Genomic DNA, 14,761 nt, shown 5'->3' with positions numbered 1-14,761 from the left:
GGACATGAAGTCTTTTGATACGAAAAATACGCGAAGGATCGGTTTTCTGCTGGCTCCGAATTTCGCGCTGATGTCTTACGCCTCGGCCGTGGAGCCGCTGCGCGCTGCAAACCTGATTGCCGGCGTCGATCTATACGATATCGTCGCGCTCTCCGGTCGAGGCGAGGCGGTTCGCAGTTCGTCGGGCGTTGCTGTCGATTGCGCAGAACTGTCCGTGGCGGGTGGCGATTGCCACACAATCTTCGTCTGCGCCGGTGGCGGCCCGAAGGATTGGGCTGCGATGGGGGAGGTTCATGGCACGTTGCGACGGCTTGCGCGCCAGGGCGTGCGCATCGGCGGCATATCAAGCGGGGCCTATGTTCTTGCGGCTGCCGGCCTGCTCGACAACAGGGATTTCACCATCCACTGGGAACATGCGGCGGTGCTGCAGGAGGCGTTTGCGCATCTTTCGCCGCGTCAGGCGCGTTACGTGATCGACGGCGACCGGGTGACTTGCGCCGGGGGCGTCGCTCCGCTCGACCTGATGCACGCGATGATATCGGAGCGCATGGGGTCGCATTTCGCCCGCCGCGTCAGTGACTGGTATCTGCATGCGGCGGTGGCCGAGCCCGGCGCGCCGCAGCGTGGTTCTGCGGCCGAACGCTTCGGCACCCACCATCCGGCGCTGCTCACCGTTCTCGAAAAAATGGAGACGACCATCGAGCAGCCGCTCAGCCGCGGCGAGATGGCAAAGCTTGCCGGCATCAGCAGCCGCCATCTCGACCGGCTGTTTACGGAAAATCTCCGCACGGGTTTCCTCGAAACCTACCGCAAGATCCGCCTCGACCATGCCCGCCGTCTGCTGGAACAGAGTCCTCTGTCGATCGCAGAGATCGCCTTCGCTACCGGCTTTTCCAGCGCCAGCCACTTTTCACGCGCCTTCAGGACTTTTTCCGGCAACTCTCCCGTCGGTTTTCGCACGGCGGCCCTGCGCAACCGTTAGGCGCCGCAACATTGACCGCCACGACCCGCAGAGGTGCGGGTGTTGATTTCCACTGAGAGCCTATGTTCCAATCATCGAAACGACGTTGGAACCAAGGCAAAGGTTGCTGGCGCCAAAGGACCTCACGCAAGGGGATCATCATGAACGTAACACGCTCTTTCAACAACTGGCGCAAGTACCGTCAGACCGTTACCGAACTCGGCCGCATGAACTCGCGCGAACTGCAGGACCTGGGTATCGATCGTGCTGACATTCACAGCGTTGCGCGCCAGTCGGTCGCTCGTTAAAGCGTCGGGCGGATTTTGTGAATCAAACCGATTCTGTAACGCGCGGAAACGCTCTAGATCCCCGTCGGCATGCCTGCCGGACGCAGGAACTTGCGAAGGGCTGCAATGCGGAAGATGGCATTGGCCGCGCCATAACCTCGATAGCCGCGCCGCTCGACAATCTCGAAGAAAAAGCCTTCGCCATAGGTCGGGCTGTAGAGCTGGAAATATTCGCCCGTTTCGTCGCGATCATAGAGAATGTTGAACGCGCGAAGTCTGTCGACAAGTTCAGGGTCCAGCCCGAAACGCGCTTCCAGATCGTCGTAATAGTTCGGCGAGATGGATAAAGAGACGAAACCGCGGTCGGACAGCATCTGTGCGGTCTTGAGGATATCCTGTGTCTTGAAGGCCAGATGCTGGATACCGGAGCCGAAATTTTCCGACAGGAAATGGCCGGCGAGGGTGTTGCGGTTTTCCGCCCCGTTCAGCGTGATGCGAAGGTGGCCCGTGTCATTCTCCACCACCTGGCTGCGCACCAGGCCTGCGGGGTCGACGATGTCGACCATCGGCGTCTTGTGGACGTTGAGCAGCGACGTGTAGAACAGCAGCCAGGTCGGCATTTCATCGTAGCGAACCGTCTGGGCGATGTGGTCGATCCGGGTGAGACCAATGCCGGCATCACCAGCTGTCGGATCGCCGACGGAACTGAAATCGATCTCGAAGATACGGCCAAGGTCCGTCTTTCGATCGAGGAAATAGACAAGCCCGCCGCCGACCCCGCGGATTGCGGGAATAGCTACTTCGCCCGTTTCGACCGCTTGATCGAAGGGTTCTGCACCCAGTGCCACGGCACGCGCGCGCGCTTGCCTTGCATCATCCACCATCAACGCCATCGCATAGGCATTGGCACCGTGCACCAGATAGGAGGCGCTGGCAAAGCCGCGCTCTTCCCGGTTCAGGATCAGATTGACGCCGCCCTGGCGAAAGAGGCTCACGGCTTTGCTGCGATGCTGCGCGACCTGGCGAAAACCAAGCGTTGCCAGAAGCGCCTCCAGCTGCTGTCCTTCGTTATCGCCAACGGCAAATTCGATGAAGGCAACATCCTCCACATCCGCCTTTGCCGGAATGGCAGGCAGGCCCGGGAGAGCCGCTGGCTCGCGGCGATGGACCTCGTCCAGCAGGTGGGTGATCGACCGCTTGCCATCGGCCGAGATGGCAGCGGATGCACCGCCCCGGAACTGGTCGTTGAAGATCTCGAGAGAGACGTAGCCATCATAGCCCGTGGCCGCGACCGCGCGCATGAAATCGGTGACGGCCAGATCGCCTTCACCGGGCATATTGCGAAAATGCCGTGACCAGTACAGCAGATCCATCTCGATCATCGGAGCGTCGGCCAGTTGCACGATGAAGATCTTGTCGCCGGGTATGGCGCGGATCGACTGCACGTCGATCTTGCGGGACAGCGTGTGAAAACTGTCGAGGATCAGGCCGATATTGGTGTGGTCGGCGCGGCGCACGATTTCCCAGGCGTCGCGATGATCGTTGATATGGCGGCCCCAGGCGAGTGCTTCGTAACCAACGCGAAGCCCGCGTTTTGCCGCGCGTTCGCCCAGCTCGTGAAAGTCGGCCGCTGCTCGGTCGATGCCGCCGAGCGAAACGGTGGAGACATTCGAGCAGACCAGCATGAGATCCGTGCCCAGTTCCGCCATGACATCGAACTTGCGTTCGGCACGGTCGAAATTGCGGGCGCGAAACGGTTCCGGCATGCCTTCGAAATCGCGAAAGGGCTGGTAGAGACTGATCGCAAGCCCATGATCGCGCACCATCTGGCCCACCTCGCGCGGTGAGCGGTCAAACGCGAGGAAGTCATTTTCGAAGATCTCGATCGCATCGAACCCGGCTTTGGCAATGGCTGCCAGCTTGTCCTGGAATTCGCCGCTGATGGAGACGGTGGCGATCGAGCTTTTCATCAGAAAATGTCTCCGGCTTTGATCGGTTGAAGAAGGTCACGGCGCAGCGCCTGCGTGTCGACCTCGGCGCCGGTAAAGAGCCTGAAGGCATCGACGCCCTGGAAAAAGAACAATTCGTAGCCGCTGAGGATAACAGCACCGGCGCTGCGGCAGGCGATAAGGAATTCCGTGTCCACCGGCGTATAAACGGCATCGAAAGCCCAGCGCGGCTTTCTGATCAGGTTGCCCGGAAAGGCGCTTCCGCCATATCCGACCATGCCGAGCGGTGTGCAGTTGACGAGGCCGTCGGCTCCAGCCATCGCCTCTTCGATCGTTCCGGCAATCTGAACCGGCATGGAGAACGACGCCTTCAATTCATTCACCAGTGGCTCGGCACGGCTGCGGTCCGTGTCGAATATGGTAAGTTGTGCGCATCCAAGCCCGGCAAGCGCAAAGGCGACCGCCTTGCCGACGCCGCCGGCCCCGGCCATGGCGACATGTCCCGGCTTTTCTGTGCCGAACGATGCCTCGAAGGCGCGCATGAAACCGGAATGATCGGTATTGGCGCCAAGCGGAACCGGTTTGCCGAAGATCACCGTGTTGCAGGCGCCGATGGCGGCGACCGCCGGATCTTCGACATGAACGAATGTCGTCACCTTTTCCTTATACGGATAGGTCACGTTGATCCCGGCAAAACCTTCCGTGCCGCACCAGACAAAGATCTCCTCGAAGGAGCGTTCCATCTGCGCCGGCACCAGCCGTTCATAGCTGACGTCAAGCCCACAGAGCCTGCCTGCCAGCACATGCAGACGAGGTGACTGCGAGGCCGCGATATTGTCGCCGATCAGGCCGAGACGGAAGCTGCGGTCACCCATTTTCACGCCTCCCGTCGCAGAAGCCGTGTTACGCCACGCCATAGGGGCGTCTGCTTCACCAGCACGAAGACGATGATCAGGAACAGTGTCAGCGACAGCGGGCTTGTCAGGATGCCATGGAACACGGCTGGAACATTATCCTGCTCGGAGATCACTGCACGGCGCCAGTTGTCATCCATCAGACGGCTGAGGATGATGCCGAGCACGACCGGACCGACCTGATAACCATAGAGTTTCAGGAAATAACCGAAGACACCGAAGCCCAGCATCCACCAGACGTCCGAGACCGCATTGTTGATCGAGAAGGCACCAACGACACTCAAAAGCAGGATCAGCGGAAACAGGATTGCCTTCGGGCATTCGACGATACGGGTGAAGATCTTGATGCCGGTGAGGCCGAAGATCAGCATGAAGATATTGGCCAGCATCAGGTTGCCAACGGTGAACCAGAAGATATCCGGCTTCTCGATCATCAGCAGCGGGCCGGGGTTGAGGCCGTGAATGAAGAGTGCGCCGATGATGATGGCGGTGACCGCATCACCCGGTATGCCCAGCGTCAGCATCGGGATATAGGCGCCGCCGACGGCTGCATTGTTGGCTGTTTCAGGGCCGACAAGGCCTTCCTTGGCGCCCTGGCCAAAGGGCACTTCCGGGTTTTTCGTCACGCGCTTGGCGTGGTCATAGGCCATGAGGGCTGCGATATCGCCGCCCGTTCCCGGCAGCGCGCCGATGATGACACCGATCGACGAGGTCTGCAGGCTGAGCGGCAGGTATTTGCGTACATCGGCAAGCGATGGAACGATCTTGTCGACCTTCTGCTTGATTGCCGCGGCGTTGAGATTGTGCAGCTGGAGCAACGCTTCGGACACGCCGAATAGACCGATCATCAGGGCAATCGGAGAAATCCCGTTCATCAACTGCACGGAACCGAAGGTGAAACGCTGTTCGGCGGTCATCGGGTCAAGGCCGACAGTGCCGAGCAGCATGCCGAGTGCCCCGGCAAAAAGGCCCTTGGCAAGGCTTTCGCCCGAGAGAGAGCCGACAAGCAGAATGCCCATCACGGCCAGCAGCATGTAGTCGCGCGGCTGGAATGTGATGGCAAATTCGCTGACCGTCGGTGCTGCAACCGCCAGCACGAAGATGCCGATGAACCCGCCAATGAAGGACATGACGGTGGAAAGACCGATGGCGGCTCCGGCCTCGCCCTTCTGGGCAAGCGGGTAGCCGTCGAGCGCCGTGGCGATGGCGGCAGGCGCACCGGGAATATTGAGGAGGATCGCCGTGCGCGATCCGCCATAGACGCCGCCCATGAAGATGCCGTTCATCAGCGCCAGCGCTGGATTAACCTCCCACGAGAAGGTGAACGAGATCAGGATGGACACCGCCATGGTGACCGAAAGGCCCGGGATGGCGCCGATATAGATGCCGGCGAATGTGCCGAGGGCCGTGAGCATCAGCAGTTCGGGCTGTAGCCACGACGAAAACAGATAGGCGAAAGCGTCGGTCATGTCTCAACGGGCCCCGGAAAAGAAGTCGCTGATCGCGGCCATGATGGCGCGTTCGGGAATGATACCTTCGGGCAGCACAACCTGGAAGATCAGCCTGAAAACGATATAGACGCCGACGATCGATAGCGTGGAGAGCAAAAGCGCGCGCTTGATATTGCCGCCCTGCAGGAAGCTCGATGCCGTGAGCAGGAAGGCAAAGGAGGCAAGGATGAAGCCGAGAGATTCGAGAAGCAGCGAATAGACGAGGATCAGTGCTGCAAAAACGATGACCGCAGGTGGCAGGATGTCCTTGCGGAATCGCTTGAAGGCGTCGGGATCGGCCTTGCGTTTCAGGTTCGCAACAATCGAGATCGCACTGGTCGTTGCCATGATGGCGGCCATTGCCATCGGAAAGGCACCGGCGGAACTGACCGAGCTGAAGCCGGAAATCAAGGTGGCCTGCCAGAGCATGAACAGGCTGAAGGCGAGAAGGATGATATTGAAGATCAGTTCGCCAGGCCGACGTGCCGGCATATCGTTTTGCATGGACGTGTCTCCTCAAGCTGCCGCTGGCGGCAGCGCGCCGCCGGTGTGCCATGGCAAACCGGCGGAGGCTGAATGAATGATCAGGGCTTGGGAATGCCGAACTCTTCCGGCGACTTCTTGGTCATGCCGGCACTGTGGGCAACCCAGGCCGTGGTCGACTGCCACTTCTTCAGGAAGGCATCCGCTTCTTTGCCCGAAATGTTCATCGAGACATAACCGCGATCTGTCAGCAGCTTCTGGAATTCCGGAGCTTCGGCACCCGCCTTGAAGGCGGCAACGAGCTTGGCCTTCACGTCGTCGGGCGTATCCTGCTTGACGAAGACGCCGAAGAAGGGGCCCCAGGGCATCAGCTTTTGAAACTGCGGGAAGTCAGCGGTGATCGGCTTTGCATCCGGCAGGACCGGGCTCGACTGGCTGTCGAAGATGCCGAGCATCTTGATGCGGCCGGCCTTCACATGCTCGACAGCAGCCCCGAGAACGGCTGGCATGAACTGCACCGCGCCGCCCTGCATGGCGGTCAGCGCCGGGCCATCGCCATCGAAGGGAACGGAGGTGACCTTGAAATCAAGTTCGCTGGACAGCATGCCACCCACGACGGACGGAAGGCCGCCCGGGCCGGTCGATCCCATCTTCACCTTGCCGGGATTGGCCTGCACGTAATCGACCAGTTCCTTGATGGTGTTGAAGGGCGCATCCTTGTTGGCCACCAGCACCGGGATGCCGCGTGCCAGCACGTTGACGGCATAGAAATTCGAATAGTCGAGGTTCGACAGGCCCATGACCTTATAGAGCTGCGGGTTTTCCGCGCTCATCAGCAGCGTGTAACCGTCGGACGGCTGGGTGGACACGAACTGCGTGGCAATGACGCCGACGCCACCGGTCTTGTTGGTCATCACAATGCTGCGGCCGAGCACTTTTTCGACATGCGGCGCAACGGACCGCATCACCAGATCGGTGCTGCCGCCAGCGCCCCACTGGATCACGCCCTGAAGGTCTTTTTCGGGAAAGTCCGCAGCCATTGCCGGACCGGACAGAAGCGTCAGCGCAACAAGCGCCTTCTTGAAGCCATTCATTAACATTCCTCCCTTGGAATCAAGTCGTTTAAAACACAGCAACCGCACTCCTCTTGCGCGGTCTTGTCACTGTGATCAACGTACGCTCTGATAATTGTCAATCTATCGCTATAACGCAAATACCGTTTTTATCAGTCGGCATACCATCAGGTTATGTATAATTGGAGACGCCGCCTGCGATCAGTGCGTTCATGTCCTGGCGCAGGAAATGCACCAGGCGCTCCGCATAACTGGAGAGGTGGATGTCGGATCGATAGGCCACATAGGTCTGGAAGATGGTGTCCTCTTCGATCGGGATGACGCGCAGGTCCGGATCCGACATCTCACCCACGGTAAAGGCGTCAATGACGGCGATGCCGAGGTTGCGCTTGACGAGCGCACAGACGGCGGTGCCGAAACGGGCGCGGATCGGGATCTTGTACTCCAGCCCCTCACGCTCGAAGATGCTGGCCATGATCGCCCCGTAAGGGTCGCGGGGATCGATGCCGATCAGCGGATGGGAGACGATTTCCCGGGCTGAAATCCGTCGATATGCTGCAACCGGATGATCCTTCGAGGCGACGCAGACAAGATAGCCCTTCGACAGCGGCTCGAATGTCAGGGACGGATGGTCAAGCTTGTAGCTCATCGCCACCAGCTCGCCCTTTCCGAGCAACAGATAGTCGATGGCCTCCTCGATCTTCAGGATGTCGAAATTGACGCGAATGTCAGGATAATGTCCCATCAGCCTTGCGATGGCGCCCGGAACCATGGCGTTCGCGATGCTGGGAACCGATCCGATCGCCAGCTCCACGCCACCGCCTCGTTCAAGCCTTGAAATCGAAAAATGCAGGTCATTCAGCTTGCGGTGCACATCCTGCAACTGGGCAAAAATATCGCGCGCTTCTTCGGTCGGCACGTATCGCCCGCCCTTGCGCGTAAACAGCCTTATGCCAAGGGACGCCTCGATATATTTCATCGTGCGGCTGACGCCGGGTTGCGCAATATTCAAAAGCCGCGCCGCCCCGACGATGGAGCCGGCAACCATCACCGCTCGAACGACCTCGATCTGGCGCAATGTCAGCGTCATCTAGCGTTCCCCCCTGCATAGATGCTAACATCTGACGCAAAGAGGCCCGGCTGACAATTGCATTCGGCTCCATCCCTGCAGAAGCGGTGTCAGGCTTGCGCGCATCACAAGGTCTGAACGAGCCTGCTCAGCCAGTCCACGAAACTCCGGAGCTTGTTGCTCATGTGGCGCGTCTGCGGATACACGATGTAGAGCGGCATCGTCTCGCATTCCCAATCGGTCAGAACAGGTACAAGCTGACCCGTGTCGAGCGCAGTCTTGACGAGGAAAGGCGGCGATTGGGCAATGCCCAGGCCGGCGATGGCCGCAGTGACATAACTGCGGCTGTCGCTGACGGAGAGGATATAGCGCGGCGAGATTTCCAGGAGTTCCTCTCCCTTGCGGAAATCCATCCCAAGAACCCGGCTGGTCTGGGCATTCAGGTAGCCGACACTCATATGCGTTGTCTCGAGATCACGGGGATGCGTGGGCGTGCCGTGCCGTTCGAGATAAAGCGGCGCGGCATAACTGAACAGCTTGATCTGGCCCACCTTGCGGGCAATCAGGGACTGGTCGGTCGGCGTTCCCGCGCGCAGTGCGCAATCGACGTTTTCCGCGATATAGTCGACCAGCCGGTCTCCGACACCGATATCCAGCCTGATTTGCGGATATTGTTTGGCAAAGTCGCAGAGCGCCGGGATCACCACGCAATCGGCAAACGCACCCGCCATTTCCACCCGCAGGCGCCCGGAAGGTTGGGCATTCGAATTGGAAAGGCTGCCGTCCAGTTCTTCCAGCTCGGACACGATCTGCAGCGCGCGTTCGTAATACAGCGCGCCATCGGTGGTCAGCACCACGCGGCGGGTCGTGCGGTTGAGAAGCTTGGTGCGCAGATGCGCCTCCAGCGCCTGCACCTGATTGGTGACACTGGTTTTCGGCATGTCGAGGGCCGCCGCCGCCCGGGTAAAGTTGCCGGTTTCGACGACGCGCAGGAAAACCCGCATTGCAGAGAGCTGATCCAGTTCTGCCTCCTTAGGTGCAGCGCAGTATTGTCCGTAAAAATGGAATAGTGTTGCCCACTCTGGCCTGCTTGTGCGCTATTGAGAAGATAATAATATCAACTCACACAAGAAACAGCAAGCAGGCCGTGCGATGGCGACGCCGTGGACAGAGATGGAGATCACGCAAGGGGAGGAGAGCCTTCCCGTGCGCGTCTACCCTTGCGCCGTCGCTGCAAAGTCAGCGCCACTGGTGCTCTATTTCGCTGGCGATTCGTTTGAACAGACGACACCCGGCGATGTGGAGCGACCGGGCGCCCGTGCCTTGGCCGACAGCGGTGCGGTGGTCGTCGAAGTCGCCTATGCGCAGGACAGGCCTGTCATTTTCCCGCAGGCGATAGAGCGTGGCCTGCAGGTCTTGCTCCGCCTGTCTCTTCGCAAGAAGGATTTTGCCGGCGCCCGCTCGAAACTGTTTGTGGCCGGAGACGAGGCCGGCGGCAATATCGCCGCAGGCATTGCGCTGAAGGCGCGCGACCATATGCCGGGCGGGCTTTCCGGTCAGGTGCTGTTGTCGCCGATGATTGATCCGCAGATGACAAGCGCTTCCATCCGGCGCGCCGACGAAATCGGCATGCGGCAGCGCTGGGCGGATGGCTGGAGCCGGTATCTGCAGTGCGCTTTCGGCCACACACATCCTTATGCAGCGCCCTGTCTCTGTTCGCGCCTTTCGGGTCTTGCACCCGCTCTCATCGTGAGCGCCGAGGACGATCCGCTGCGGGATGAAATTCTGGCTTACGCCAAACGGCTTGGGGATGCGGGTGTCTTTTTGCGCCAGCATATCCTTGGCCCGGGACGAGATTGGACCGGCATCTATTCAGGACAAGCCGGCCGCTGGGGAGAAGACGTAACCCAGGCTTTCGCAGCATTTGTTGCGGAACTCCTATGAACACAGTGCAGGAAAATTTCGGTCTGGCGCACCGCTAGCGCCTATCCAGGAGAACAATGATGACATCGATCTTGAAGAGCCGGACCCTCTGGGTTGCCGGCATGAGCCTCGTCGTGCCCGCATTCGTGGGATTGACGTATCTTGACCTGTTGCAGACGACGCCTGCACGCGCCACCGAACAAGCGGCGGCACCTCCGGCCGTTCCGGTCACCGTGGAAACCGTGCAGCCCCGCACGGTCGCCATCTGGCAGGAGTTTTCCGGCCGGCTGGAATCGGTGGAGCGGGTGCAACTGCGCTCGCGTGTTGCCGGCGCCATCCAGTCGGTTCATTTCCGTGAAGGCGGGCTGGTGAAGGCCGGCGATCTGCTAGTCACCATTGATCCCGCACCGTTCGAGGCCGTGCGCGCCCAAGCGGCGGGGCAGGTGGCGTCTGCAAGCGCAAGGCTTGATCTTGCGGTGGCGGAAATGGAGCGCGGCAAGGCTTTGTCGGCCTCCCGGACGATTTCGCAGAGTGATTATGCCCAGCGCCTCAGCACACACGCCCAGGCCGTTGCCGATCTGCAATCGGCACAAGCGCAACTGGCGGCAGCGCAGATTGATCTCGACCACACGAAGATCCGCGCCCCGGTTTCCGGACGCGCCGGCCGGCTGGAGCTGACGGTCGGCAATCTGGTGGCGGCGGGGGCGGGTTCCCCGGTTCTCACCACCATCGTCTCGGTCGATCCGATCTATGCAAGCTTCAGCGTTGGCGAAGAAATGATCGGCCGCACCTTGGCCGCCCTGCCGGTGGTGAACGGCGTTCCCTCGCTGGACGAGGTTCCGGTCGAGATCCGCACGGCGCAGGCGCCGGACGCTCCCCTTCGCGGCAAGCTGCAACTGATCGACAACGAAGTGGATCAGGCAAGCGGCACCGTGCGTGTGCGGGCTGTGTTCGATAATCCGGACGGGCGGTTGTTGCCCGGCCAGTTCGTGCGCATTCGCCTCGGCGAACCGAAGAGCGAGCCAAGACTTGCCGTCAGCGAACTTGCCATCGGCACGGATCAGGACAAGAAATTCGTGTTCCTCGTCGATCAGGCCAATGTCGCGACGTACCGCGAAGTGAAACTTGGCGTCGGGATCGATGGCGGGCGTCTCGTCGAAGCCGGGCTTGCAGCGGGCGACCGGATCGTCGTCAGCGGCCTGCAGCGTCTGCGTCCCGGCGCTGTGGTCGTGCCGCAGGAAAAGGCTCAGCTCGCCAAGCAATAACAGTTTCAATCATCTGAGATCACCGGCGCGACCGGCCCCTTGGGCCGGTTGCACGCTCGGCCTGTGCCAAATTTCCGAGGGGAAAACCCATGAATATCTCCCGCTTCTTTATCGACAGGCCCGTCTTTGCAGCCGTCCTGTCGGTCCTCACCGTTGTTGCAGGCCTTCTTGGCATGCGCGCCCTGCCGATTTCGGAATATCCGGAAGTCGTTCCGCCATCGATCGTCGTGCGCGCCAGTTATCCCGGCGCAAACCCCGTCGTGATTTCCCAGACGGTGGCAACGCCGCTGGAGGAGCAGATCAACGGCGTCGAAGACATGCTCTACATGAACAGCCAGGCCACATCAGATGGTGTGCTGACGCTGACGGTGACGTTCAAGCTCGGCACCGATCCGGACAAGGCGCAGCAGCTGGTGCAGAACCGGGTGTCGCAGGCGGAACCCCGCCTTCCGGCAGAAGTGCGCGCGCTCGGCGTTACCACGATCAAAAGCTCGCCTGACCTCATGATGGTCGTGCATCTCGTTTCCAAGGATGGCCGCTACGACCTCACCTATCTGCGCAACTATGCAACGCTCAACATCAAGGACCGGTTGGCCCGTATTGATGGTGTCGGTCAGGTGCAGATCTTTGGCGCCGGCGATTATTCCATGCGTGTCTGGGTCGATCCGCAGAAGGCGGCCGAATACGGGCTGGCCGCAACCGACGTTCCAGATGCCATTCGCCAGCAGAACGTCCAGGCGGCTGCCGGTATCATCGGCGGTTCGCCAAGCCCCGCCGGTACGCAGCTGCAGCTGAACGTCAATGCGCAAGGTCGCCTCAGCACGCCGGAAGAATTTGGCGAAATCGTCGTCAAGACCGGCACTGACGGCGCGATCACCCGCCTGAAGGATGTCGCGCGCGTCGAACTCGGGGCTGCCGATTATACGCTGCGCTCGCTGCTCGATGGCAGTCCGGCGGTTGCCATTCCCGTCTTCCAGTCGCCGGGCTCCAATGCGATCGCCATTTCCGATGCGGTGCAGGCTGCCATGCAGGACATGAAGCAGGCGATGCCGGAAGGCATTTCCTATGAGATCGTTTATGACACGACGGAGTTCGTGCGCTCCTCCATCGACAAGGTGCTCGATACGCTTCTGGAAGCCGTGGCGCTGGTCGTGCTCGTCGTCATCCTCTTCCTGCAGACCTGGCGCGCCTCGATCATTCCGCTGATTGCCGTTCCTGTCTCGATCGTCGGCACATTTGCCGTCATGTATCTCTTCGGCTTTTCCATCAACGCGCTGTCTCTCTTCGGCCTTGTGCTGGCGATCGGTATCGTCGTCGACGATGCCATTGTCGTTGTGGAAAATGTCGAGCGAAACATCGAAAGCGGCCTTTCTCCGCGCGATGCCACCTACAAGGCGATGCGGGAGGTGTCCGGGCCGATTGTCGCCATTGCGCTGGTGCTGGTTGCCGTCTTCGTGCCGCTCGCCTTCATCTCCGGCCTTTCCGGCCAGTTCTACCGGCAGTTTGCGCTGACGATTGCAATTTCGACCGTCATCTCCGCCATCAACTCGCTGACGCTGTCGCCGGCCCTTGCGGCCCTTCTGCTGAAGGACCACCATGCGCCAAAGGACTGGCTGACGCGTGGCATGGACCGCGTGTTCGGCTGGTTTTTCCGCGGCTTCAACCGCTTTTTCGGTGCCGCATCCAACGGTTATGGCCGCAGCATCGGCGGCTTGCTGTCGCGCAAGAGCCTCGTCATGATCGTCTATCTGGCGCTGGTCGGTGCCACCTACAGCGTCTTCACCACGGTTCCCGGCGGCTTTGTGCCGGCGCAGGACAAGCAGTATCTCATCGGTTTTGCCCAGCTTCCCGATGGCGCCTCGCTCGACCGCACCGAAGACGTCATCAAGCGGATGAGCGAGATTGCGCTTCAACAGCCGGGCGTCAAGAACGCGCTGGCGTTTCCGGGCCTGTCGATCAACGGCTTCACCATCGGCTCCAATTCCGGCATCGTTTTTGCCGTGCTGGACGATTTTGAGAAGCGCAAGACGCCAGAACTGTCCGGCAACGCAATTGCCATGCAGCTGAACCAGAAGTTTGCCGGCATTCAGGACGCCTTTATCGCCATGTTCCCGCCGCCGCCGGTCAACGGCCTCGGCTCCACCGGCGGCTTCAAGCTGCAGATTGAGGATCGCGCCGGCTTCGGTTATCCGGCGCTGAATGAGGCAACGCAGGCCTTTCTGGCAAAGGCCTATCAGGCACCGGAACTGACGGGGCAGTTTTCCAGCTTCCAGATCAACGTGCCGCAGCTTTATGCCGATCTCGACCGGGTGAAGGCACAGCAGCTCGGGGTGTCTGTAACAGATGTGTTCGATACGCTGCAGATCTATCTCGGCTCGCTATACGTCAACGATTTCAACGCGTTTGGGCGCACCTTCAGCGTGCGGGTGCAGGCGGATGCCAAGTTCCGTTCGCAGCCGGAAGATATCGGCCAGTTGAAGGTGCGCTCGCAGTCGGGCCAGATGATCCCGCTTTCGGCGCTCCTCAAGGTGGAAACGACGGCAGGGCCGGAGCGCACGACGCGTTATAACGGCTTCCTCGCCGCCGACATCAACGGTGCGCCGGCGCCCGGTTATTCTTCCGGCCAGGCACAGGCGGCTGTTGAACGGATTGCGGCGGAAACCCTGCCGCCCGGCATTACCTTCGAATGGACGGATCTCACGTACCAGCAGATCCTGGCCGGCAATTCCGGCGTGATCATCTTCCCGCTGGCACTGCTCCTCGTCTTCCTCGTGCTTGCGGCGCAATATGAAAGTCTGACGCTGCCGATTGCCATCATCCTCATCGTGCCCATGGGTATTCTGGCAGCCCTTACGGGCGTCTGGCTGACCGGGGGTGACAACAATATCTTTACGCAGATCGGGCTTGTGGTGCTTGTCGGGCTCTCGGCCAAGAACGCCATCCTGATCGTGGAGTTTGCCCGCGAGCTGGAATTCGAGGGCCAGTCACCGGTCAAGGCCGCCATCGAGGCCAGCCGCCTGCGCTTGCGCCCGATCCTGATGACGTCGATGGCTTTCATCATGGGTGTGGTACCGCTCGTCGTGTCCACCGGTGCCGGGTCGGAAATGCGCTCTGCCATGGGCATCGCCGTTTTTGCCGGCATGATCGGGGTCACCTTCTTCGGCATCTTCATGACACCGGTTTTTTATGTTCTGGTGCGCAAACTGGCCGGCAACCGTCCGCTGACCCAGCACAATGCTGAGGAACATCATGCGCTTGCCGCCGGAGAATAGTGCGAACGGCTGGCGAGGCGGTCACGGACGATGAGCCCCGTGACCGCATGAAGCATACGCGACGCAGCAGGGTAT

12 protein-coding genes are annotated in these 14,761 nt (G+C 60.6%); 5 read left to right on the top strand and 7 right to left on the bottom strand.

The window, feature by feature from the left end:
* Positions 1 to 4 precede the first annotated feature (4 nt).
* Positions 5 to 982, top strand: coding sequence for a GlxA family transcriptional regulator (locus AC4CWF_RS25790; protein ID WP_491288122.1), 978 nt, complete (start codon positions 5 to 7; stop codon positions 980 to 982).
* Between the two features lie 140 nt (positions 983 to 1,122).
* Positions 1,123 to 1,269, top strand: coding sequence for a DUF1127 domain-containing protein (locus AC4CWF_RS25785; RefSeq protein WP_491288120.1), 147 nt, complete (start codon positions 1,123 to 1,125; stop codon positions 1,267 to 1,269).
* 53 nt (positions 1,270 to 1,322) lie between these two features.
* Here AC4CWF_RS25785 and AC4CWF_RS25780 read toward each other — a convergent pair whose 3' ends face one another.
* The 7 genes from AC4CWF_RS25780 to AC4CWF_RS25750 form a co-directional block, all read right to left on the bottom strand.
* Positions 1,323 to 3,218 carry a bifunctional sugar phosphate isomerase/epimerase/4-hydroxyphenylpyruvate dioxygenase family protein gene (locus tag AC4CWF_RS25780; RefSeq protein WP_491288117.1) on the bottom strand — a complete coding sequence of 632 codons (1,896 nt, stop codon included), beginning with the start codon at positions 3,216 to 3,218 and terminating at the stop codon, positions 1,323 to 1,325.
* Positions 3,218 to 4,072: a shikimate dehydrogenase family protein gene (locus tag AC4CWF_RS25775; RefSeq protein ID WP_491288115.1), complete on the bottom strand. Its 855-nt coding sequence runs from the start codon at positions 4,070 to 4,072 to the stop codon at positions 3,218 to 3,220. The genes AC4CWF_RS25780 and AC4CWF_RS25775 overlap by 1 nt, the downstream gene beginning before the upstream one ends.
* 2 nt (positions 4,073 to 4,074) lie before the next feature.
* A complete protein-coding gene (locus AC4CWF_RS25770) occupies positions 4,075 to 5,580 on the bottom strand; it encodes a tripartite tricarboxylate transporter permease (RefSeq protein WP_491288113.1) in 1,506 nt (501 codons plus the stop codon).
* A gap of 3 nt (positions 5,581 to 5,583) precedes the next feature.
* The gene (locus AC4CWF_RS25765; protein ID WP_491288111.1) at positions 5,584 to 6,105 is read right to left on the bottom strand and encodes a tripartite tricarboxylate transporter TctB family protein; all 522 of its coding nucleotides are present in this window, start codon (positions 6,103 to 6,105) and stop codon (positions 5,584 to 5,586) included.
* Between the two features lie 80 nt (positions 6,106 to 6,185).
* Positions 6,186 to 7,178, bottom strand: a complete 993-nt coding sequence (locus tag AC4CWF_RS25760; protein ID WP_491288109.1) for a Bug family tripartite tricarboxylate transporter substrate binding protein — start codon at positions 7,176 to 7,178, stop codon at positions 6,186 to 6,188.
* Positions 7,179 to 7,329: 151 nt separating this feature from the next.
* Positions 7,330 to 8,247, bottom strand: a complete 918-nt coding sequence (locus AC4CWF_RS25755; RefSeq protein ID WP_491288107.1) for a LysR family transcriptional regulator — start codon at positions 8,245 to 8,247, stop codon at positions 7,330 to 7,332.
* A 104-nt stretch (positions 8,248 to 8,351) separates the two neighbouring features.
* On the bottom strand, positions 8,352 to 9,248 hold the full coding sequence (locus tag AC4CWF_RS25750) for a LysR family transcriptional regulator (RefSeq protein ID WP_491288254.1): 897 nt from the start codon (positions 9,246 to 9,248) through the stop codon (positions 8,352 to 8,354).
* Between the two features lie 130 nt (positions 9,249 to 9,378).
* On the opposite strand from AC4CWF_RS25750, the gene AC4CWF_RS25745 reads away from it, so the two are divergent.
* The 3 genes from AC4CWF_RS25745 (at position 9,379) to AC4CWF_RS25735 (ending at position 14,686) form a co-directional block, all read left to right on the top strand.
* Positions 9,379 to 10,170, top strand: coding sequence for an alpha/beta hydrolase fold domain-containing protein (locus tag AC4CWF_RS25745; RefSeq protein WP_491288105.1), 792 nt, complete (start codon positions 9,379 to 9,381; stop codon positions 10,168 to 10,170).
* Between the two features lie 59 nt (positions 10,171 to 10,229).
* On the top strand, positions 10,230 to 11,414 hold the full coding sequence (locus AC4CWF_RS25740; protein WP_491288103.1) for an efflux RND transporter periplasmic adaptor subunit: 1,185 nt from the start codon (positions 10,230 to 10,232) through the stop codon (positions 11,412 to 11,414).
* 89 nt (positions 11,415 to 11,503) lie between these two features.
* Complete coding sequence (locus AC4CWF_RS25735; RefSeq protein WP_491288101.1) at positions 11,504 to 14,686, top strand: efflux RND transporter permease subunit; 3,183 nt, start codon at positions 11,504 to 11,506, stop codon at positions 14,684 to 14,686.
* Positions 14,687 to 14,761: the final 75 nt, after the last annotated feature.

The organism is Neorhizobium sp. PAMB6630, assembly GCF_058242775.1.
This window is presented reverse-complemented; position numbering and strand designations above follow the sequence as displayed.